This window comes from uncultured Bacteroides sp. (assembly GCF_902491285.1).
Classification (GTDB): Bacteria; Bacteroidota; Bacteroidia; order Bacteroidales; family Bacteroidaceae; genus Bacteroides.
In genome coordinates, this window is sequence record NZ_CABUHK010000027.1 from 17584 (window position 1) to 40153 (window position 22570).

At 40.9% G+C, this 22570-nt stretch carries 17 protein-coding genes and 1 tRNA gene; 14 read left to right on the forward strand and 4 right to left on the reverse strand.

Translation table 11 applies throughout. The features are described 5' to 3' along the window. Positions 1–15 precede the first annotated feature (15 nt). The 8 genes from RDN93_RS09240 (at position 16) to RDN93_RS09275 (ending at position 12956) form a co-directional block, all read left to right on the forward strand. Entirely contained in the window at positions 16–744 is a 729-nt protein-coding gene (locus RDN93_RS09240) for a DUF5932 domain-containing protein (protein ID WP_308745241.1), read from the forward strand. Between the two features lie 37 nt (positions 745–781). Next, on the forward strand, positions 782–2236 hold the full coding sequence (locus tag RDN93_RS09245) for an AbgT family transporter (RefSeq protein ID WP_308745242.1): 1455 nt from the start codon (positions 782–784) through the stop codon (positions 2234–2236). A 99-nt stretch (positions 2237–2335) separates the two neighbouring features. Next, positions 2336–2923 carry an RNA polymerase sigma-70 factor gene (locus RDN93_RS09250; protein ID WP_308745243.1) on the forward strand — a complete coding sequence of 196 codons (588 nt, stop codon included), beginning with the start codon at positions 2336–2338 and terminating at the stop codon, positions 2921–2923. Positions 2924–3001: 78 nt separating this feature from the next. Then, entirely contained in the window at positions 3002–4024 is a 1023-nt protein-coding gene (locus RDN93_RS09255) for a FecR domain-containing protein (protein WP_308745245.1), read from the forward strand. Between the two features lie 133 nt (positions 4025–4157). Next, positions 4158–7544 carry a TonB-dependent receptor gene (locus RDN93_RS09260; RefSeq protein ID WP_308745272.1) on the forward strand — a complete coding sequence of 1129 codons (3387 nt, stop codon included), beginning with the start codon at positions 4158–4160 and terminating at the stop codon, positions 7542–7544. 28 nt (positions 7545–7572) lie between these two features. Then, positions 7573–9387, forward strand: coding sequence for a RagB/SusD family nutrient uptake outer membrane protein (locus tag RDN93_RS09265; protein WP_308745246.1), 1815 nt, complete (start codon positions 7573–7575; stop codon positions 9385–9387). Between the two features lie 73 nt (positions 9388–9460). Next, positions 9461–10900, forward strand: a complete 1440-nt coding sequence (locus tag RDN93_RS09270; RefSeq protein WP_308745247.1) for a sulfatase — start codon at positions 9461–9463, stop codon at positions 10898–10900. Position 10901: 1 nt separating this feature from the next. Then, a complete protein-coding gene (locus RDN93_RS09275) occupies positions 10902–12956 on the forward strand; it encodes a glycoside hydrolase family 2 TIM barrel-domain containing protein (RefSeq protein WP_308745248.1) in 2055 nt (684 codons plus the stop codon). Positions 12957–13005: 49 nt separating this feature from the next. Here RDN93_RS09275 and RDN93_RS09280 read toward each other — a convergent pair. Next, a tRNA-Arg gene (locus tag RDN93_RS09280) sits at positions 13006–13079 on the reverse strand. Positions 13080–13366: 287 nt separating this feature from the next. On the opposite strand from RDN93_RS09280, the gene RDN93_RS09285 reads away from it, so the two are divergent. The 6 genes from RDN93_RS09285 to RDN93_RS09310 all read left to right on the forward strand — a co-directional run bounded on the left by RDN93_RS09285 (position 13367) and on the right by RDN93_RS09310 (position 19274). Next, complete coding sequence (locus RDN93_RS09285) at positions 13367–14101, forward strand: hypothetical protein (RefSeq protein ID WP_308745249.1); 735 nt, start codon at positions 13367–13369, stop codon at positions 14099–14101. Between the two features lie 126 nt (positions 14102–14227). Next, entirely contained in the window at positions 14228–15229 is a 1002-nt protein-coding gene (locus RDN93_RS09290) for an aminodeoxychorismate synthase component I (RefSeq protein ID WP_308745250.1), read from the forward strand. After that, a complete protein-coding gene (locus RDN93_RS09295; protein ID WP_308745251.1) occupies positions 15213–15809 on the forward strand; it encodes an aminotransferase class IV family protein in 597 nt (198 codons plus the stop codon). Before RDN93_RS09290 ends, RDN93_RS09295 begins: the two co-directional genes overlap by 17 nt. Before the next feature lie 277 nt (positions 15810–16086). Further along, entirely contained in the window at positions 16087–16761 is a 675-nt protein-coding gene (locus RDN93_RS09300) for a DUF2461 domain-containing protein (RefSeq protein WP_308745252.1), read from the forward strand. Positions 16762–16796: 35 nt separating this feature from the next. Next, positions 16797–17243 (forward strand): YhcH/YjgK/YiaL family protein, encoded by a 447-nt coding sequence (locus tag RDN93_RS09305; protein WP_308745253.1) that lies wholly within the window; start codon positions 16797–16799, stop codon positions 17241–17243. 18 nt (positions 17244–17261) lie between these two features. After that, positions 17262–19274 (forward strand): alpha amylase C-terminal domain-containing protein, encoded by a 2013-nt coding sequence (locus RDN93_RS09310; RefSeq protein WP_308745254.1) that lies wholly within the window; start codon positions 17262–17264, stop codon positions 19272–19274. 71 nt (positions 19275–19345) lie between these two features. Here RDN93_RS09310 and RDN93_RS09315 read toward each other — a convergent pair whose 3' ends face one another. The 3 genes from RDN93_RS09315 to RDN93_RS09325 form a co-directional block, all read right to left on the reverse strand. Beyond that, complete coding sequence (locus RDN93_RS09315; protein ID WP_308745255.1) at positions 19346–19834, reverse strand: PepSY-like domain-containing protein; 489 nt, start codon at positions 19832–19834, stop codon at positions 19346–19348. A gap of 134 nt (positions 19835–19968) precedes the next feature. Then, complete coding sequence (locus tag RDN93_RS09320) at positions 19969–21666, reverse strand: alpha-amylase family protein (RefSeq protein WP_308745256.1); 1698 nt, start codon at positions 21664–21666, stop codon at positions 19969–19971. Positions 21667–21717: 51 nt separating this feature from the next. Further along, complete coding sequence (locus RDN93_RS09325) at positions 21718–22524, reverse strand: patatin-like phospholipase family protein (RefSeq protein ID WP_308745257.1); 807 nt, start codon at positions 22522–22524, stop codon at positions 21718–21720. Positions 22525–22570 lie beyond the last annotated feature (46 nt).

A 22570-nucleotide genomic window follows, 5' to 3' on the forward strand; every position in this document is an offset into this window, starting at 1 on the left:
TTATTAGATAAGGAAATGGAAGAACAGAAGTTTAAAGTTATTATTGTAGAGGATGTAAAACTGGAGTTAAAAGGTACAGAAGAGATATTCCGCCACGAAATACCGAATGCGGAAGTGATTGGCACTGCCATGACTGAGAGCGAATTTTGGCCGTTAATGGAGGCACAACTCCCTGATTTGGTATTGCTGGATTTGGGACTGGGTGGTTCTACTACTATCGGGGTGGATATTTGCCGGAATATATTCAAACGCTATAAAGATGTCCGTGTACTGATTTTCACCGGTGAAATTCTGAATGAGAAGTTGTGGGTGGATGTACTGAATGCCGGTGCCGACGGAATTATCCTCAAGACAGGAGAATTATTGACCAAAACAGATGTACAGGCTGTGATGGATGGTAAGAAACTGGTTTTCAACTATCCGATTTTGGAAAAGATTGTAGAGCGTTTCAAAAAGTCGGTTGCCAATGATGCGAAGCGTCAGGAAGCGGTAATCAGTTATGATATCGACGAATATGACGAGCGTTTTCTCCGCCATCTGGCATTGGGATATACGAAAGAGATGATTGCGAATCTGAAAGGTATGCCCTTCGGTGTGAAATCATTGGAAAAAAGGCAAAATGACCTTATCGGACGTCTTTTCCCAAATGGAGAACGGGTGGGAGTGAATGCTACCCGATTGGCTGTCCGTGCATTGGAATTACGTATTATTGATTTGGATAATTTGGAAGCCGACGAGGAATAGACAAAGGGAAACTGACGAAGAATAAACCTGAAAAGCGATGAAGACAAAATGGCGCATGCCCCATCCTGCTACGATGTTCATGCTGCTGACAATGGCAGTGGTCTTTCTTTCATGGATATGTGATATCTATGGATTGAAGGTGACATTGCCGCAGACCGGCGAAGATATTCGTGTACAAAGCTTGCTGAGTCCGGAAGGAATCCGCTGGTGGTTGAGGAACGCTATTAAGAACTTTACGGGATTTGCTCCGTTGGGCATGGTGATTATTGCCATGTTCGGATTAGGAGTTGCTCAGCACTCAGGTTTTATTGATGCATGTATCCGTATGGGGGTGGGTAACCGTAAGGAGAAGAGGAAAATTATCTTGTGGGTGATTGTTCTCGGATTGTTGTCGAATGCTATTGGTGACGGTGGATATATTATCTTGCTGCCTATTGCCGCCATGTTGTTTCAGTGGGTGGGACTTCATCCGATTGCGGGAATTGTGACGGCTTATGTCTCCGTGGCGTGCGGGTATAGTGCCAATATTGTGTTGAGTACGATGGATCCGCTATTGGCTCATACCACACAGGAAGCTGCGTTGGCTCAAACAGGCTACCAGGGTAATACGGAACCTCTTTGCAATTACTTCTTTATGAGTGCTTCGACGGTAGTAATTACTGCTATTGTTTATTGGGTGACCCAGAAATGGCTTCTTCCCAGGTTAGGTAAATATGAAGGAAGTGTAAAAGTGGAAGGTTATCGTCCTCTATCGCGTAAAGAGAGGCGTGCAATTATGATTTCTATCATTGTAGCAGCTATTTATGTAGTCCTTGTTTTATGGCTTACTTTTTCCTCTTATGGCATTTTGCGTGGTGTGAACGGCGGTCTGATGCATTCACCTTTCATTGCCGGTATCTTGTTCCTTCTCTCTTTGGGAGCGGGCATTACGGGGATGGCGTATGGCTTTAGTTCCGGTCGTTATCGCACGGACAATGATGTGATTGAAGGGTTGACACAGCCCATGAAACTTCTAGGCGTCTATTTCGTAATTGCTTTCTTTGCCGCTCAGATGTTCGCCTGTTTTGAGTATTCTCATTTGGACAAATGTCTTGCCATAATGGGTGCCGAGTTACTTTCTTCTTTTGAGCCGACTCCATTGACGGCTTTGGTCTTGTTTATCCTGTTTACGGCATTTATCAATCTGATTATGGTATCTGCTACTTCCAAATGGGCTTTTATGTCTTTCATCTTTATTCCTATGTTTGCGCAGATGGGAATCTCACCGGACGTAGCGCAATGTGCTTTCCGTATCGGAGATAGCTCGACAAATGCCATTACTCCTTTCTTATTTTATATGCCTTTGGTGCTGACTTATATGCGGCAGTATGATAAACAGATAACGTATGGTACATTACTTAAATATACCTGGAGATATTCACTGGCTATCTTGTTTGCCTGGACGTTACTGTTTATCATCTGGTATTTGCTGAAGATACCGGTAGGTTTATAATGCAAAGATGGATGGCAAAGTTCCGGTTTCATCAGCCGGAATTTTTTATTTCTGAATTATTTCCTATATTTGTAATCGTTCTTTTAAGAAAAACAACGAATGAATTTACCGGAAGTCTCTGAAAAGCTAATAGAACAATTAAATCATGGTAATATTAAGGCATTTGATAAAATCTATCATACGTACTATTTGTACTTGTGTGCAATAGCTGTTTATTATGTACATGACAAGCGTGTGGCAGGAGAAATAGTGAATGATGTCTTTGTCGCTTTTTGGCAGAATCGTCATCATATTACTCATCCGGTGCTTCCGTATTTGAGGCGTGCCATTCAGAATGCAAGTATCAGCTATCTTCGTTCTTCTTATTTTAATGAGAAACAGATGACGGAACAGATGGAGGAAATATGGGCTTTTCTTGAAAATCATATTCTTTCTTCTGATAATCCTCTGCAGGCTTTGGAACATAGCGAAATGAACACAATCATTATGAAGAAGGTGGAAGAACTTCCTGCCAGATGCCGTGCTATATTTAAAGCAAGCCTGTATGAAGGAAAATCGTACAGTGAAATCGCAGAGGAGCAGAATGTCAATGTTGCGACTGTTAGAGTACAGATGAAAATAGCATTGACTAAGCTGCGCGAATCACTTGGTACACCATATATGATAGCAATTTTGATGTTTCTCTAAAAAAAATCGCATTTCTTTTAAACGTATTTTTTTCTTTTGCGTATCTAGTTATATACACCCATAGAAAAAATACGCTTTATGAATAAGTTTTATGATATAGAGGAGTTGGAATTACGGATCAGCAATTATCTGTCCGGTAGTTGCACGGAGGAAGAAAAAGAAACTCTACTTGCCTTTTTGGCGTCCAATGAGGATGCTGCCAATACTTTCCGGGAAATGTCTGCCGTATGGGCTGTCTCTTCTGTTCCCGCATTCGCAAAGAATGAAGATATTAATCTATCACATATAAAAGAAGAAATTGCTGCTTCTGAAGTGAAAGCTACCCGAACACGAAAGTTGATCCCTGTTTGGCTGAAGGTGGCTGCCGCAATTATTTTGTTGTTAGGTTGCAATTATTTTTGGTACACTTATACTGAAAATCTAACGGAAGTATATACAAAAGCGGATTCTCCTTATGAAATTAAGGTGCCTGCCGGTTCGCGGACGAATATTGTGCTTCCCGATGGAACGGAAGTTTCTTTGAATGCAGGTTCTGTTTTGCGCTATTATCGGGGATTCGGCATTCGTGGACGTGATGTCACTTTAGATGGTGAAGGATATTTTAAGGTGGCAAAAAATGAGAAAATTCCTTTCTTCGTTAATACGAATGGTGTGCAAGTGCGGGTAGTGGGAACTGTGTTCAATGTCCGTGCTTATGATGACGATGACTATGTGATGGTATCACTGTTGGAAGGTCGTGTCAATTTATCCGCTTTGTCCGGTTCTGAGATGAAGTTATTCCCTAGCGAACAGGCTTTGTATAAAAAGAATACGGGACGTATGGAAAAGATGAAATCAAATGCAAGTACCGCCTGCGACTGGCTGGACGGTGGCTTGACCTTTGAGAATGTCTCGTTTGAGGATATTGCGCATCGACTGGAACGTAAATTCCAGGTGAAGATTAGAATTGAGAGTGAACGTCTGGGTGAGGAACATTTCTCAGGATGCTTCAACAGCAATCAAAGTATCGATGATATATTGGAAGAAATCAACGTTGAAAAGCAATATACATGGAAAGTGAGTGGCGACACAATCTTTATAACGGATAAAAAAAGGAGGTAAAATAAAAGAAAATATAGTATATGATTGGGAACATGACCGGTAGATATACGGGCGGTTCGTCGATATATAGAAAGATATTAGTTAACCTTTAATAGTGAAAAATATGAGATTAATAGTAAAGAAGATATTATTAATGCTTCTGCTTTTGTCTGTCGGAAACGTTTTGGCTGGCTACCAGTTGTCAGCGCAGGAACAAAGCAAGAGATTCAACGTAAAAGTAGATAACGTTACTTTAAAAGAAGCCATTGAGGTCATAAAGAAGTCCGGAAACTATTCTTTTCTGATTCGCAATAATGACATTGATTTGAATAGAAAGGTTTCTGTAGATATAAGTAACGGTACGATTAATGATGTAATGGGACAGTTGCTGACAGGTATGAATGTCAGTTATGAAGTGAACGGAAGCAGAGTAATCATGTTCCATGCAGTAACTCCTCAGAATGAACAGGAAAAATCATTTGTTTTGAAAGGTCGGATTACCGATCCTGCGGGGGAGGGAGTGATTGGCGCGAATGTGAAAGTGCTGAATTCTACAGAAGGTACGATTACGGATATGGACGGTAATTTCTCATTGATGGTTACCTTGAATGCCCGTCTGTCTGTTTCTTATATCGGATATGCTACTCAGGAAGTGACGGTGAAAGACCAGCGTCCTCTGAATGTAACCCTGAAAGAAGATACCCGTTTGATAGACGAGGTAGTGGTTGTCGGTTACGGTGTGCAAAAGAAAGCAAATCTGACAGGGGCGGTTAGTAGTGTGAAGATGGATGATGTATTGGGTGACCGTCCGGTAGTTTCCGTTAGTGATGCTTTGAAAGGGGCGATGCCCGGTTTGCAGATTACCGGTAATTCAGGAAGACCCGGTGAAGAAATGAGTTTCAATATCCGCGGTGTCAATAGCTTGGATAAGAATGGAAAACCGCTGGTGCTGGTGGATAACGTGGAGATGGATATTAATATGCTCGATCCGAACGATATCGAATCGGTAACGGTTCTGAAAGATGCAGCCTCTTCTGCTATTTATGGGGCTCGTGCAGCGTTTGGTGTGATTCTTATTACTACCAAGAAAGGCTCGGACGCCACTAAGCTTTCTATCAATTATTCAAATAACTTCTCATTTAGCAGACCTGCCAATATGCCACATAAGGCTACTCCGCTTCAAACGGTACAAGCTTATAAAGATATGGGAACAATCAATTATCAAAGCGGGCAGAATGTGGATACCTGGCTGGATTTATTGAAGGAGTATAATGCCAATCCGTCTGCTTATCCGGACGGTTATGCGATGGTAGGCGGACTCCGGTATAGCTTGGCGGAAACAAATCTTTTTGATGATATGATGGAGACAGGCTTCCAGCAAACTCACAATATCTCGGTAGGCGGTGGTACGAAAGATATTTCTTATCGTTTCTCTTTCGGTATGGTAAATGAGAATGGCGTCTTGAATTCGGATAAGGATACATATAAACGATATAATGTTTCTTCTTATCTTCGTTCGGATGTGTTCTCGTGGATTACTCCTGAGCTGGATATAAAATATACGAACTCTAACTCTTCATTACCTGAAACTTCCGGTGGATATGGCATATGGGGAGCAGCGGTAGCATTTCCTTCTTATTTTCCTACCGGAACAATGAATATTGACGGTGAAGATTTACCGATTAATACTCCCCGTAATTTGATTAATCTGGCATATCCGACAACCATTCAAAAGAATAATCTTCGTATTTTCGGAAAAGTGACGATTACTCCTATGAAGAATGTGAAGTTGATAGGTGAATATACATTCAATCATTTGAGCAACGAGAAAACGAAGTTTGATAAGAAATTCTATTATGCCCATGGTGGTAACTTTGTAAAAGAAGTTTCTACTGCAAATTCCAAGTACGAATATTCCAATGGTATTACTGATTATAATGCATTGAACTTTTATGCTAATTATAATAATTCGTGGGGCAAGCATGATGTTACTGTAATGGGAGGTTTCAATCAGGAAAGTAGTGATTACCGGTATGCTGAAATGTCGCGCATGAACATGATTAATGAGGATTTGCCTTCTATTTCACAAGCGACGGGGGATTATTTTGCTAAGGATAAATTCGAGCGTTATACAGTAAGAGGCCTGTTCTATCGTATCAACTATTCGTTCGCCGGCAAGTATTTGCTTGAAACGAACGGACGTTATGACGGTTCTTCCAAATTCCCGAAGAACAGCCGTTTTGGTTTCTTCCCTTCGGTTTCTGCCGGATGGCGTATCAGTGAAGAAGCATTTATGCAACCGCTGAACACTGTTTTGTCTAACCTGAAGTTGCGTGGTTCCTGGGGTAATATTGGAAATCAGAGTATCACTCCTTATGCATATATTCCCGGAATGGATGCCGAACAGGCTTACTGGACCGTCTCCGGTATCAAAGTGACTACTCTGAAACCAGCTTCTTTGGTGAGCAATAGCTTTACCTGGGAAAAGGTGACGACCATTGATTTTGGTTTTGACTTGGGACTATTGGATAACAGGCTGAATATGGTGTTCGACTGGTATCGCAGAGATACAAAGGGTATGCTTGCTCCGGGAGCTGAACTTCCGAGTGTATTAGGTGCAAGTGCTCCTTTACAGAATACGGCTGACCTTCGTTCCAAAGGTTGGGAAATTTCTGTAGATTGGAATGACCGGATAGGAAAAGTGAAATATAACCTGGGATTCAATCTTTATGATGCAAAGACTAAGATTACTAAATACAACAATGAAACAGGTTTGTTCGGTAAAGATAAGAATGATAAGGATACTTATCGTGTAGGAATGGAATTGGGTGAAATTTGGGGATATGTGACCGACCGCTTGTACACTGTGGATGATTTCGATGAGAGTGGAAAACTGAAACCGGGCATTGCTAAGGTAGAAGAATATAATCCGAACCCGGGAGATATATTGTATAAGGACTTGGATGGGAATGATATCATCAATAGTGGTACGAGTACAACGAAAGACCCGGGCGACCGCAAGATTATAGGTAATAGCACCCGTCGTTATCAGTATGGTATCCATGGAAGTGCCAGTTGGAACGGATTCTCACTGTCTTTCCTATTGCAGGGAGTAGGCAAACGGGATTTATGGGTTATGAATGACTTGTTCTATCCGCACTACGATGCCTGGACTACTGTCTATGACTCACAATTGAATTATTGGACCCCGGAGCATACGGATAGCTACTTCCCGCGTATTTATGAGAAAGCTGCCGGAAATACTGCCGCCAATACACGTGTTCAGACTCGTTATTTACAAGACGGATCATATTTGAGTATTCGCAATATAACGCTTTCTTATAATTTCCCGTCCAAGTGGATAAATAAGATTGGGATTAATAACCTGGCAGTGTTCTTTAGCGGTGAGAATCTTTATACATTCGACCATCTTCCGAAGGGACTCGATCCGGAACGTTCTGTTACGGATGATTTGGGACAGCGCGGCTTTACTTATCCGTATATGAGACAGTATTCGTTTGGTATAAACGTTTCATTCTGATTGTATCACAACTTAAAGAGTAATTATTATGAGTAAATATATACTATGTGTAAGCGTTAGTCTTTGTTTGTTGGTGTCATCTTGCTTGAACGACGAGTTCTTGGAAGTTTATCCGAAGGGACAGCAAACAGAAGGTTCAGTCTTCACGACTAATGATAATTTTAAAACGTATGCATGGGGACTGTATAATGTGTTTTTCGGATATACGTATGATACGGGACAGACGGATGAAATATTCCGTGGCGATTTCGAATCGGATAATATGATAAAAGGATTGGCGGGATATGAAGGACAATGGGCTTATGGAAAGGCAAAAGCTACGGATGAATCCAAAGATTGGGATTATGATTATATTCGTCGTGTCAACTTGATGCTTGACAATATTGATAATTCGGAGATGAATGAAACCGAAAAGGAGCACTGGAGAAGTGTGGGATATTTCTTCCGTTCTTATAAGTATTTTCAGATGCTTTCCAAATTTGGTGATATTCCCTGGGTAGAACATGCTCTGACGGAAGAGAGCCCGGAACTCTATGGAAAACGGGATAGCCGTGATTTGGTGGCTTCCAATATTCTTTCTAATCTGAAGTATGCGGAAAAACATATCGGCAGTGATATTCTGGTCGATGGGAAAAATACAATTAATATGTATGTAGTGAAGGCTCTAATTTCCCGTTTTGCCTTATTTGAAGGTACTTGGAGAAAATATCATGGTATGTCGGACGCGGATACTTATTTAAAAGAATGTGCCCGTGCTGCCGGAGACGTGATAGAGAAGTATCCGGATATCCATCCTCAATATGATGAATTGTTTAATTCGGAAACATTGGATGGTGTGACAGGAATTCTTTTGTATAAAGCCTATGAAACCGGACAATTGATGCATGGCCTGACTCGTATGGTGCGTACCGGTGAATCTTATATTGAAGCTACAAAAGATGCGGTAGACAGTTATTTGTGTAAGGACGGACGGCCTGTCAGTACGACAACAAGCAATTATGGAGGTGACAAGAATATCTACGGACAGTTCCGTGACCGCGATTATCGTTTGTATTTGACAATATGTCCCCCGTATATGGTAAAGAAGGACAAAGGACCGAGTACACCTGAATGGCAATATACGGATAATGAGGAAGATAGGGAATTTATCGATCTTATGGCTACGATTTCCGGTGAGACTTATCATCGTTTGCCGTCTTCCAACTTTAAAGGATTTACAGTCCAGGGACAGCCGCACTTTAAAAATATGAATTGGGGACAGGGATGGAATGCTTCTCAAATGGGATTTTGGGTTTGGAAATATTATAATACTCATACGGTGGCGACCAATGCCAATGGTGTAAATACAACAGATGCTCCATTGTTTCGTGTAGGTGAAGTGATGGTGAACTATGCCGAAGCTATGTGCGAACTGGGTAAACTTGACCAGCCTGCCGCTGACAGGTCAATCAATAAACTTCGTTCAAGAGCCGGCGTTGCTAAGATGATTGTGGATGATATTGACGATGATTTTGATACGGCTCGTGATCCTTCCGTTCCTGCTCTTTTATGGGAAGTGCGTAGGGAGAGACGTGTGGAGTTGATGGGCGAAGGTTTTCGTTTGGATGACTTGCGCAGATGGAAGAAAGGGGAGTATGTCAATAAACAACCATTAGGCGTTTATGTGACAGAAGCTTCAGCTAAGAAACTGAAAGTGACAGGCGGCATAGGTGCTGATGATGGTTATGTTTATTTCTACGATGCTCCGCTTGGATGGCAGGAACATTATTATTTGTATCCGTTGCCCTTGAAGCAATTGGCTCTGAATACGAATTTGGAACAAAATCCGGTATGGACTAAGTAATATTAAGTTAATAATATATACAAGACCTGTGATATTTTAGTATATTGCAGGTCTTTAAAATTTAAAGTGTAAAATGAAGAATAGAATCCCGGTAAAATACACGCTTCTTTGCGGAACGGCTTGTTGTTTCTCTTCTATGATGCGGGCGCAACAGAATATATCCCAAATGAATGTGCTTTTCATAATGGCCGATGATATGCGTCCTGAGTTGGGTTGTTATGGAGTGAAGGAAGTAAAGACACCCAATATGGACCGTTTGGCTGCAAGTGGTGTCTTATTTCAGAATGCATATTGTAATATACCTGTGAGCGGAGCGTCCCGTGCCAGTTTATTGACGGGGGTATATCCCCAATACCCGAACCGCTTTATCAGTTTCTCGGCTTATGCCAGCAAAGATTGTCCCGAGGCAATACCTGTTTCAGGATGGTTTACACAGAATGGCTATCATACAGTTTCGGATGGAAAAGTTTTTCATCATATGAGTGACCATGCAGATTCATGGAGCGAGCCGCCTTATCGAAATCATCCGGACGGGTATGACGTGTATTGGGCGGAATATAACAAATGGGAACTTTGGATGAATTCGGAATCAGGAAAGACTATTAATCCGAAAACGATGCGCGGACCTTTTTGTGAGTCTGCAGATGTGCCTGACACTGCCTATGATGATGGCAAACTGGCAAACCGGGCTATTCGTGACTTGAAACGTATGAAAGATATAGGCAAACCTTTTTTCCTGGCTTGTGGTTTTTGGAAACCTCATTTGCCATTCAATGCTCCGAAGAAATATTGGGATTTATATAAGCGCGAAGAAATTCCCTTGGCCGCCAATCGTTTCAGACCCGAAGGATTGCCTGAACAGGTTCGTAATTCGTCTGAAATATATGCTTATGCACGGGTTACGGATACGAGCGATATTGATCTCCAGCGAGAAGTGAAGCATGGATATTATGCTTGCCTGAGTTATGTGGATGCACAAATCGGAAAGGTGTTGGATGCGCTGGACGAACTGGGATTATCAGATAATACAATCGTTGTTTTGTTAGGGGATCATGGTTGGAATTTAGGCGAACATGATTTTGTAGGAAAACATAATCTGATGAATACTTCCACTCATGTTCCGCTGATTATCCGTGTGCCGGGAATGAAAAAGGGAAAGACAAAATCCATGGTGGAATTTGTTGATTTATACCCGACTCTATGCGAGCTCTGCAAACTTCCTATGCCTGGTGAGCAACTGAGCGGACAAAGCTTTGCCGGAGTTTTCAGAAACCTGAAAGCTAAGACTAAAGATGAAGTTTATATTCAATGGGAGGGTGGAGATAATGCTGTTGACCAGCGATATAGTTATGCCGAATGGATGAAAGGGGATGTGAAGAAAGCTGGCATGCTGTTTGACCACCGGATTGATAAAGCAGAAAATAAGAATCGGGTAAATGAGAAGAAGTATAAGGATAAAGTTGAATCGTTATCTTCTTTTATCAAAGTAAAGAAAACATCAATAAAGAAATAGTATGAGAACATGTTTTTTATTCTCCGTCCGTTTGTTGCCGGTTGTTTTATTTGTGCTTGGTAGTATGTCTACGTTTGCGCAACGGCAGGATATCCTGTTAAATGATAATTGGAAATTCCGGTTTTCGCATCAGGTGCAAAAGGGAACAGAAGTAAGAGTTGATTTGCCCCATACCTGGAATGCGCAGGATGCTTTATCCGGGAAAATAGACTATAAACGGGGTATTGGTAATTATGAAAAGAAACTATTTGTTCGTTCCGAATGGAGAGGCAAACGTCTTTTTATTCGTTTCGAGGGAGTGAATAATGTCGCTGATGTATTTATCAATCATCGTCATATAGGTGAGCATCGTGGAGGATATGGAGCTTTTATCTTTGAAATTACCGGAAAGGTTGAATATGGAAAAGAGAACGCTATATTAGTACGAGTGAATAATGGGGAACAACTGGATATCATGCCTTTAGTCGGTGACTTTAATATTTATGGCGGAATCTACCGGGATGTACATTTATTGATCACTGACGGAACGTGTATTTCTCCTTTGGATTATGCTTCTCCCGGAGTGCGTTTGATACAGGATAGTGTGAGTCATAAGTATGCGAAAGTACGTGCACTTGTTGAATTATCAAACGGGAATACTACTAATCAGGAAGTGGAACTTAATATCCGTCTTTTGGATGGGAAAAAGGTGGTGAAAGAAGAAATAAAGCAAGTAACCCTTCCTGCTATCTCAACTATCCAACAGGAACTTGTATTTGAAATAAATCAACCTCATTTGTGGAATGGCCGTCAGGATCCTTTTCTTTATCAGGCGGAAATCTCTCTTTCCCGAGGTGGTAAAATAGTGGATTGTATAACACAACCTTTGGGACTTCGTTTTTACCGGATAGACCCTGATAAAGGTTTTTTCTTGAATGGAAAACATTTACCTCTTCATGGTGTTTGCCGCCATCAGGATAGGAGTGAAGTCGGAAATGCCTTACGAACTCAGCATCATGATGAGGATGTGGCATTAATGCTGGAGATGGGAGTGAATGCGGTACGTTTGGCGCATTATCCTCAAGCTACCTATTTCTATGACCTGATGGATAAAAACGGTATCATTGTATGGGCTGAAATTCCTTTTGTCGGTCCTGGTGGATACAATGATAAGGGCTTTGTGGATTTGCCTGCCTTCCGTGCTAATGGAAAAGAGCAACTTAAGGAACTGATCCGTCAACATTATAACCATCCTTCTATTTGTGTATGGGGACTCTTTAATGAATTGACTGAATTTGGGGATAACCCGGTAGAATATATAAAAGAATTGAATATGCTGGCTCATCAAGAAGATGCGACACGGTCTACTACCTCTGCAAGTAATCAAATGGGAGATCTGAATTTCATAACGGATGCTATCGCATGGAACCGTTATGACGGATGGTATGGTGGTACTCCCGCAGATTTAGGCAAATGGTTGGATAGTATGCATAAAAAACACCCGGAGATCTGTATCGCTATAAGCGAATATGGTGCAGGTGCCAGCATCTATCATCAGCAGGATTCATTAACCAAGACTATACCTACCAGTTGGTGGCATCCGGAGAATTGGCAAACTTATTACCATATTGAAAACTGGAAAGTGATTTTTTCCCGTCCATATGTATGGGGAAGCTTCGTATGGAATATGTTTGATTTTGGCGCTGCACATCGTATGGAAGGCGATCGCTCGGGTATTAATGACAAGGGTTTGGTTACTTTTGACCGGAAGGTCCGCAAAGACGCTTTCTATTTTTATAAAGCCAACTGGAACCGGGAAGAACCAATGCTTTATTTAGCAGGCAAACGCAATATTGTACGCTCTCAACGCCTGCAAACAATTACTGCTTTCACGAATCAATTCGAAGCTGAATTGTTTGTAAACGGCAAAAGCTATGGTAGGGCGAAAGCAGACCAATACGCTATCATGGAATGGAAAAATGTAGAATTGCAACTAGGTGAGAATGAAATAAAAGTGATTTCTACTAGTAAGAAGTTGCCTTTGAGTGATAGCTTTTGGTGCAGGTTCTCCAACTGATTCCAAATAAAAAAGAGGTTGATTATTATAAATAATCAACCTCTTTAAGTGATTCCGAAGCGATTCGAACGCTTGACCCACGCCTTAGAAGGGCGTTGCTCTATCCAGCTGAGCTACGGAACCATCCTTATTTGCGGATGCAAAGGTAGTGCTTTTTATGAAATTTCAAAAACTTTTCGGCACTTTTTTATTCATATTTTTCTTCATAGCTCTGAATCAGTAATTTATGCAAGTATAATATTTTGTTCATTTATATGTTGTAGTATGGATGAAATGGTGAATCATAGTTTTTACGAAGAATAACTAACGTTATATAGCTTTCAAAAAGCTCAAAAAACTTAAATAGGGTTGTGTTTTTGTATTATAAGGCTTACTTTTGGACGATAAACAACTAAAAAACACATAAAGTTATGAAGAAATTTATTTTTTTATTTGCATTTTGTATTACAGTAACCAACCTTTTTGCGCAAACCGATCCTAACCAAATTAAAAAAGAAGGAAATGATGCATTCAATGCTAAAAATTATCCTGTAGCGTATGCTAAGTTTAGTGAATATTTGAAACAGACTAATAATCAAGATTCTGCAACAGCTTATTACTGTGGTATAGCTGCTGATGAAGTAAAGAAATATGCAGAAGCTGTTACTTTCTTTGATATTGCAATCCAAAAGAAATTCAACACGGGAAATGCGTATGCCCGTAAAGCTTTGGCTTTAGATGCTCTGAAGAAGACTGATGAATATGTAGCTACACTGGAAGAAGGATTAAAAGTTGACCCGAATAATAAGACAATGGTGAAAAATTATGGTCTTCATTATTTGAAAGCTGGACTTGCTGCTCAGAAAGCCGGCAAAGCAGAGGAAGCAGAAAATTGTTTTAAGAAAGTAATTCCTTTGAATCACAAGACTTATAAGACGAATGCTTTGTATAGCTTGGGAGTTCTTTGTTATAATGACGGAGCTAATATATTGAAGAAAGCTGCTCCTTTGGCAAATTCTGATGCTGATAAATATGCAGCAGAAAAAGAAAAAGCTGACGCTAGATTTAAAGAAGCAGTAGATTATCTGGAAGAAGCTGCCAAAGTATCACCGGAAAACGAGAACGTGAAGAAAATGCTTCCTCAAGTGAAAGCTGCAATGAAGTAATTTGAGTATTATAGAGAATATAAAGGGTTGCCGATAGACACATTTGGCAACCCTTTTTTATTATGTTTTTTCTAATCCGTACTTTTTTTATGTACTTTTGCCATTCCTAAAACAGAAGGATTTTTTATGCATTTATATACCAAGGAACAGGCTGTCAAGCGGATGAATGATTTTGGGGTAACCCGTTGCCCTTTTATCTTTATTATTAACTATCTACAAGATGCTTCTTACGTAGAGGATGTTTCATCTGTAGATTCTACAGAATTAATCTATAACTTAAATGGATTTACGAATCAATTAGTGCCGGATAGAAGCAACGAGGGAGCTTTATTTAAAGAAAAGTATATTCATTGGCAATCATTACCCGAGTCTTTTGAAGTTTACCGGCAGTCATTCAATATTGTTCAAAGAAATATTTTCGCAGGAAACAGCTTTCTCACTAATTTGACTTGCCGTACTCCGATAGAAACCAATCTTACTCTGAAAGACATTTATTCTCGTTCAAAAGCAATCTATAAGTTATGGCTCAAAGATTCATTTACGGTATTTTCTCCTGAAATATTTGTCAGAATCCGTCAGGGGAGAATTTCCTCACATCCGATGAAGGGGACTATTGATGCTTCAATTCCCAATGCTGCTCAATTATTGATGAATGACCCGAAAGAAGCGGCAGAACATGCTACTATTGTAGATTTGATACGTAATGATTTAAGTATGGTTGCCAATAAAGTGTCGGTATCCCGCTATCGGTATATTGACACATTGCAGACTAATCAAGGTTCTATCCTTCAGACAAGTTCGGAAATTCAGGGAGTTCTGCCGAATGATTATCAAGAGCACTTGGGCGATATTATTTTCAGGTTATTACCCGCAGGTTCTATAACAGGCGCTCCAAAGAAAAAAACAATGCAGATAATTAAGGAGGCAGAAACCTATCACAGAGGATTTTATACAGGTATTATGGGATATTTTGACGGTGAAAATCTGGATAGTGCCGTTATGATACGTTTTGTAGAACAGGAAGGAGATAGACTTTATTTTAAGAGTGGCGGTGGAATCACCTGTCAAAGTGATGTGGAAAGCGAATATAATGAAATGAAACAAAAAGTATATGTGCCTATTTATTGAGACTATCCGGATAGAGGATGGAGAGATTTACAATCTTGACTATCATACAGAACGTTTTAACAGAACCCGTGCAGCCTTCTGGAAAGGCACTATTCCGCTTGATTTGCGGGAGTTTGTCTTTCCGCAATCATTGATGGGAATTCATAAATGCCGGATTGTGTATGGCAGAGAAATAGAGGAAATTACCTACGCACCTTATCAGATGCGGAAAGTTTCTTCCTTATGCCTGGTTGCGTCAGATACTATTGACTATACTTATAAAAGTACGAATCGGGAAGATTTGAACATCTTGTATGCTCAAAGAAAAACGGCGGATGATGTCTTAATAGTGAAAGACGGTTATCTGACAGATACTTCTATTGCCAATGTGGCGCTTTATGACGGAAAGACATGGTGTACACCTTCTCATCCGTTACTTCAAGGTACAAAACGTGCCGAGCTTTTGGATAAGAAAATCATTGTAGAGAAAGATATTCCGCAGGCACATTTAGGAGAATATTCTAAGCTCATGTTATTCAATGCAATGATTGACTGGGAGCGTATCATACTGCCCATTGATGATAAACATTTAATTCTATAAACCATAATTAACTGAAATATACAGAGAATTGCTGAACAAAAGTCTCTTTTGTACTGTTATATTTATGTGTTTTTCATAGTATTAGATATAAGATTAATTAAAGAGATTGTACTTCACTTGTGAAAGCTAAAGTACGTCAGAGACAGAAGAGTCTGTTTTTTTGATAAATGTGTTAGAGCATCGGTTTACCAGGCCGATGCTTTTTTTTATGCCCTTTTGTTCCCTTTTGTAGTTTATATGAAATAAAATTTGTACGTTTGTGGGATAATAATAGAAAATGATAAAGATGAACATACCTGTTATCTTTCAGTTTTTAAAAGATCTTTCCGCGAATAATAATCGTGAGTGGTTTAATGAGCATAAGGCAGAATATGAGATAGCCCGTGCTGAGTTCGACAATTTTTTGGCAACAGTGATTGCCCGTATTTCTCTGTTTGATGAAACAATTCGGGGAATCCAACCAAAAGACTGTACCTATCGTATTTATCGGGATACCCGTTTCTCTACGGATAAAACACCTTATAAGATACATTTCGGTGGTTATATCAATGCAAAAGGCAAGAAGTCCGATCATTGCGGATATTATGTACATCTGCAACCGGATGGCTCCATGCTTGCCGGAGGAAGCTTGTGTCTGCCTTCTAACATCTTGAAAGCCGTCCGGCAATCTATTTATGATAATATAGAAGAATTTGTTTCTATTGTGGAAGACCCGGAATTTAAGAAATACTTTCCCGTGATAGGTGAGGATTTCCTGAAGACAGCTCCTAAAGGTTTCCCGAAAGACTTCAAGTACATTGATTATCTGAAATGCAAGGAATATGTGTGTTCCTATAATGTGCCCGACAGCTTCTTTACTCAACCGGATGCATTGGAGCAGATAGACAAAGCGTTCCGCCAGTTCAAGCGGTTTGCCGATTTTATTAATTACACGATTGATGATTTTGAATAATATACCTGAAATATAAACTTTAAAATTGAACTTATATGGTAGTAGATACTTTAGAAAACCTGGAGAAATATGCGTCTTTAAATCCTTTATTTGCACAAGCTATTGAGTTTCTGAAATCTCATGACCTCCAAGCCATGGAAATCGGGAAGACAGAATTGAAAGGAAAGGAACTGTTGGTGAATATTGCACAAACTAAGCCGAAGACCAAAGAAGAGGCCAGACTGGAAACACATAATGAATTTATAGATATTCAGATTCCGTTGTCCGGAACAGAAATTATGGGTTATACTGCTGCTAAAGACTGCGTTCCTGCAGATGCTCCTTATAATGCAGAAAAGGATATTACTTTTTTTGAAGGATTGGCTGAGACTTACGTTGCCGTGAAACCGGGAATGTTTGCTATCTTCTTTCCTCAGGACGGACATGCTCCCGGCATTACCCCGGATGGTGTGAAGAAAGTAATAGTAAAAGTAAAAGCATAATCTAAATTCGATTCTGATATGGAAAAGACACTTAATCTTATCAAAAATGATCCTTGGCTGGAACCTTTTGCCGATGCTATTGCAGGTCGTCACCAGTTTGTACTGGACAAGGAAGCCGAACTGACCAATAAGGGAAAACAGACTCTTTCGGACTTTGCATCAGGCTATCTTTATTTCGGACTGCATCGTACCGATAAGGGATGGACTTTCCGTGAATGGGCACCGAACGCTACACATATATATATGGTAGGTACGTTCAATAATTGGGAAGAAAAAGCGGCCTACAAGTTGAAAAAACAAAAGAACGGGATTTGGGAAATCAACCTGCCTGCCGATGCCATTCACCATGAAGACTTGTACAAACTGAATGTATATTGGGATGGCGGTCAAGGTGAGCGTATCCCCGCTTGGGCTACACGTGTAGTTCAGGATGAACAGACTAAAATATTCAGTACGCAAGTCTGGGCTCCGGAGAAACCCTATAAATTCAAGAAGAAAACATTTAAGCCCAGCACTAATCCTTTGCTGATTTACGAGTGTCATATCGGAATGGCCCAGCAAGAGGAAAAGGTCGGAACGTATAATGAATTCCGCGAAAAAGTACTTCCGCGTATCGCTAAAGAAGGATATAACTGTATCCAGATTATGGCTATCCAGGAACATCCTTATTATGGAAGTTTCGGATATCATGTATCCAGTTTCTTCGCTGCTTCTTCCCGTTTCGGGACACCCGATGAACTGAAAGCATTGATTGACACTGCTCATGAGATGGGAATTGCTGTGATTATGGACATCGTTCATTCACACGCTGTAAAGAACGAAGTGGAAGGATTGGGAAACTTTGCCGGTGATCCGAACCAGTATTTTTATCCGGGCGGTCGTCGCGAACATCCGGCTTGGGATTCTCTTTGTTTTGATTATGGTAAGAATGAAGTGGTTCATTTCTTGTTGTCCAACTGCAAATATTGGTTGGAAGAATATAAGTTCGACGGATTCCGTTTTGACGGAGTAACGTCTATGTTATATTACAGTCATGGATTGGGTGAGGCTTTCTGTAATTATGGAGATTACTTCAACGGCCGTCAGGACGATAATGCAATTTGTTACCTGACATTGGCTAATGAAGTGATTCATCAGGTAAATCCGAGGGCAATAACCATCGCGGAAGAAGTTTCCGGTATGCCGGGACTGGCTGCCAAAGTGGAAGACGGAGGCTACGGGTTCGATTATCGTATGGCCATGAATATTCCTGACTACTGGATTAAAACAATCAAAGAAAAGATTGACGAGGATTGGAAACCTTCCAGTATGTTTTGGGAAGTAACCAATCGTCGTCAAGATGAAAAGACCATATCCTATGCAGAAAGTCACGATCAGGCATTGGTAGGAGATAAGACAATTATCTTCCGTCTGATTGATGCTGATATGTATTGGCATATGCAAAAGGGAGATGAAAATTACATCGTCAACCGGGGCATTGCTCTACACAAGATGATTCGTTTGCTGACGGCTTCTACCATTAATGGCGGTTATCTGAACTTCATGGGAAATGAATTCGGTCATCCTGAATGGATTGACTTCCCGCGTGAGGGCAATGGATGGTCTTGTAAATATGCCCGTCGCCAATGGAATCTGGTGGATAATAAGAATCTGACTTATCACTATTTGGGCGACTTTGACGCAGAAATGCTGAAAGTAATCAAGAGCGTAAAAGACTTCCAGGCAACACCGGTTCAGGAAATATGGCATAATGACGGGGATCAGGTATTGGCATATGGCCGTAAAGATTTGATATTCGTTTTCAACTTCAACCCGAAACAGTCGTTTACTGATTATGGTTTTCTGGTAGAGCCGGGAGCATATGAAGTAATACTGAATACAGACAATGTGGCATTTGGTGGACACGGTTTGACGGATGACTCTGTGGTTCATTTTACGATTACCGACCCATTGTACAAACAGGCAAAGAAAGAGTGGCTCAAACTCTATATCCCTGCACGTACTGCCGTAGTGCTTAGAAAGAAGAAATAATTTCTTGTTTTGGAATAAAGAACCCTCGCAGATATTCAATGATTTGCGAGGGTTTTCTTTTTATATATTTCCTAGTTGCTTAAGAATGTACCCGGACCAAGTATGTCATGCATATAGCTGACATTACGTGTTTTCAGCAGTACCCCTTGTGGGGTATAAAACAACTGATATTTGATGTCTACATTATCTTGTCCCACCTTAATCACTATAATGGCTTGCCATTTAGGAAATTCTACCATAGTGACATCGTCCACCACCCAGCTTGCGTAAGAGCCGGATACAAATGCATTGTAAACAGTTGGTGAGAGTCGGTCGAGGCTGACAAGGTCGGTCTGTGTCATTGCCCATTGCCCCTGTGTATTGAACCATACATTCTTGGTAAATCCGTTCATTACAAAGTTCGCGCAATAATATCCGCCGTCCTGTGACCAAGCTGTACCATTTGCTGTCGGATACATTTTCTTGAATGTCCCCTGTACATTGCCGGGAGGGGTGCCTGCGAAAGCGGACATGGACAACAGCAAAAGCAGTAAGAATGCTCCAATATTAATATTCTTCATAAGTTTTGAGTTTAGAGGATTATTTATCTACTAAAACAGCCTTTGAGAATATTTGTTTGAGCGATATACATAAAATAACCCGGCCATTATGAGGGACCGGGTTATAATGGAATATATGAATCCAAGTCTTTTACTTAAAAAGTAATCTTCAGAATTTTCCCGTTGTAGGCTCCGACTGATACATCAGTCGGTTTATAGGGCAATAAGCAGATTGTTTCTTTTGTGCCAGTCATCAAGTCTATAGCCTCGCAAGATTCCGTTTGAGGAATCTGCAAGAAGTCGAAAGCATGCGAAGGTACGTTGATTGCCACATCCACCAGTTGACTGTCGAAATTGACAACGAAGAATAATAACTCATTTTTATATTTCCGCATAAAGGTATATTGCTTACGCTCGTTGAAGCGCCAGCCATTGATGTTGGCATACATTAAATCGAAGAATACCCCTTTGGTGATTGCCGCTTCCTCATTGCAAAGCGTCAGCACTTTCTGATAAATGTCATAGAGCCGTTTATGGTCTTCAGTAAGCATATTACCGTCGAATTTGCCACCGTTACGCCATCGGCGGATCGTGTCAACACTCCAATAGTCAAATATGGTTGTCCTTCCGTCTCTTCCGCTGAATCCTTCACTGTCCATTCCCATTTCTCCAAATTCCTGGCCGAAATAAATCATCATGGGATTCGTGTTCATACATGCCGAGACAATGAGTGCAGGAATCCCTTTGCGTGGATTGCCGGCGAAGAAATCAGAAGCGATACGTTGCTCATCGTGATTTTCGAGGAAGTTAAGCATTCTTTTCTCAATTCCGTTCAGGCTTTGCCAGCAATGCGTGATAGCAGCGGCAGATTCATATCCGCATGCTACATTACGTAATGTATCATATAAGCCTACTTTATCATACAAATAATCAAATTTACCACGCATCAGATAATTGCGGTATTCATTCGGATTGTAGACCTCTGCAATGAAAAGAATTTCAGGATAAGTCTCTTTTACTTGCGGAATAGCCCATTCCCAAAACTCTACGGGAACCATTTCGGCCATATCGCAACGGAAACCATCAATCTTTTTAGATGCCCAGAAGAGAAGGATATCCAACATTTTTATCCATGTGTCCGGAGTCGGAGAGAAATGGCATGTACCACCATTCTGATAATCTACTCCATAGTTCAATTTGACTGTTTCATACCAGTCGGTGATATTAGGGGTAGCATCAAAGCGATTATTGCCTGTCGCTTTGGCCGGAAACTCCCGATAAGGTTCTGCTGCGCCGTCTTTCATGTCAAACTGTGCATGGAGTTCCGCTTGCGGGATATAGTAGAAATTATTGTAAGGGCTGAAAGACAGACTTGAATCATCATTGGCTCCCAGTTCCGAAGTGCCGTCCGGTTGCGCGTCCGAATGATATTGGCGCGCTACATGATTAGGTACGAAGTCTATGATGACTTTCAATCCGGCACGATGGGTACGATGCACCAAGTTCTCAAACTCCTTCATGCGTCCCGGCACATCGTTTGCCAAATCCGGGTCAACATCATAATAATCTTTGATGGCATATGGCGATCCGGCTTTGCCTTTTACGATAGCAGGATGATCCGGGCTGATGTTATATCGGCGATAATCCGTTTGAGTGGCATGCTCGATAATACCTGTATACCAAATATGCGTACTGCCCAGCTTTTTGATTTCTCCAAGTGCCTTCAGAGTGAAATCGGCCATTTTACCACAACCATTGGTCGTTATGTCTCCATTATAGACACAATGGTTGTTATTATTTCCAAACAGGCGGGTGAATACCTGATAGATGATTATTTTCTTTTCGTCATTCATATCGAGTAGATTTTAATATTCGTATTCATTATTCTTTTCAAAGAGTAGTGACTATTTCCATATTTTGCCTTTTTCTTCCAGCAATTGGCTCAGCACTCCGTTGGCTATATTATAACCTTGCTCAAAGATTTCTTCCGCTTTTTCCAGTTCCGTATTACTATATCCGTACAAGTTGTAAGGTTCAATCAGTAAATCACACTTTTCCCTCTCGGGAAAAGTGTTGGCACGGAACATAAAATGAAATGAGCGCATGGCAATGCTGACAATATTCATTTTATAATCCTCTGCCATAATCGGGCTCACGTTGATTGCTACCACCTTGTCGCATATCCTGCGGAGAGTGGAAACCGGAAGGTTCATCATCAATCCACCGTCTACGTAGTTTGTCCCTTCAATGTTGACCGGTGCGAACATGACAGGCATACAACACGAAGCAGCTACCCGTTCGGCAATCGAGCCACGGTGAAAATGTACCATACGTCCGTGGTCAAGGTCGGTTGCCGTGATGATTAAGGGAATCTGGAGTTCTTCCAGATTCTTGGCTTTTACATTGGTGCGGAGAAAATCAATAAATTCGCAAAGGTCAAATAACCCTTTCTTGGGAATTACCAGTTTGGTCAGATCCTGAAATTTATGTCCGGAGAAGTAGTCCAGCACTTGGTGAGGTTCATTACCGTCTGCGTAGAAGACTCCCGCAAGAGCTCCGGCGCTAACTCCGGAGATGATATCCGGTTTGATGTCATGCTCTAAGAGAGCCTGCATTACGCCCAAATGAGCGAATCCTTTAATAAATCCTCCACTTAGAGCATAGCCTATCTGATACTTCCGGTTCGTCCAATTGTTCGTATATACCTCCATGAGTTTTGTTTCTTTCTTTAATTCGCCACGAATTTAGTGAATTTAT

Bases quoted from the DNA above. Each gene is read 5' to 3' on its own strand.
- RDN93_RS09240 (WP_308745241.1), top strand. From the start codon at position 16: ATGGAAGAACAGAAGTTTAAAGTTATTATTGTAGAGGATGTAAAACTG.
- RDN93_RS09245 (WP_308745242.1), top strand. From the start codon at position 782: ATGAAGACAAAATGGCGCATGCCCCATCCTGCTACGATGTTCATGCTG.
- RDN93_RS09250 (WP_308745243.1), top strand. From the start codon at position 2,336: ATGAATTTACCGGAAGTCTCTGAAAAGCTAATAGAACAATTAAATCAT.
- RDN93_RS09255 (WP_308745245.1), top strand. From the start codon at position 3,002: ATGAATAAGTTTTATGATATAGAGGAGTTGGAATTACGGATCAGCAAT.
- RDN93_RS09260 (WP_308745272.1), top strand. From the start codon at position 4,158: ATGCTTCTGCTTTTGTCTGTCGGAAACGTTTTGGCTGGCTACCAGTTG.
- RDN93_RS09265 (WP_308745246.1), top strand. From the start codon at position 7,573: ATGAGTAAATATATACTATGTGTAAGCGTTAGTCTTTGTTTGTTGGTG.
- RDN93_RS09270 (WP_308745247.1), top strand. From the start codon at position 9,461: ATGAAGAATAGAATCCCGGTAAAATACACGCTTCTTTGCGGAACGGCT.
- RDN93_RS09275 (WP_308745248.1), top strand. From the start codon at position 10,902: ATGAGAACATGTTTTTTATTCTCCGTCCGTTTGTTGCCGGTTGTTTTA.
- RDN93_RS09285 (WP_308745249.1), top strand. From the start codon at position 13,367: ATGAAGAAATTTATTTTTTTATTTGCATTTTGTATTACAGTAACCAAC.
- RDN93_RS09290 (WP_308745250.1), top strand. From the start codon at position 14,228: ATGCATTTATATACCAAGGAACAGGCTGTCAAGCGGATGAATGATTTT.
- RDN93_RS09295 (WP_308745251.1), top strand. From the start codon at position 15,213: ATGTGCCTATTTATTGAGACTATCCGGATAGAGGATGGAGAGATTTAC.
- RDN93_RS09300 (WP_308745252.1), top strand. From the start codon at position 16,087: ATGATAAAGATGAACATACCTGTTATCTTTCAGTTTTTAAAAGATCTT.
- RDN93_RS09305 (WP_308745253.1), top strand. From the start codon at position 16,797: ATGGTAGTAGATACTTTAGAAAACCTGGAGAAATATGCGTCTTTAAAT.
- RDN93_RS09310 (WP_308745254.1), top strand. From the start codon at position 17,262: ATGGAAAAGACACTTAATCTTATCAAAAATGATCCTTGGCTGGAACCT.
- RDN93_RS09315 (WP_308745255.1), bottom strand. From the start codon at position 19,834: ATGAAGAATATTAATATTGGAGCATTCTTACTGCTTTTGCTGTTGTCC.
- RDN93_RS09320 (WP_308745256.1), bottom strand. From the start codon at position 21,666: ATGAATGACGAAAAGAAAATAATCATCTATCAGGTATTCACCCGCCTG.
- RDN93_RS09325 (WP_308745257.1), bottom strand. From the start codon at position 22,524: ATGGAGGTATATACGAACAATTGGACGAACCGGAAGTATCAGATAGGC.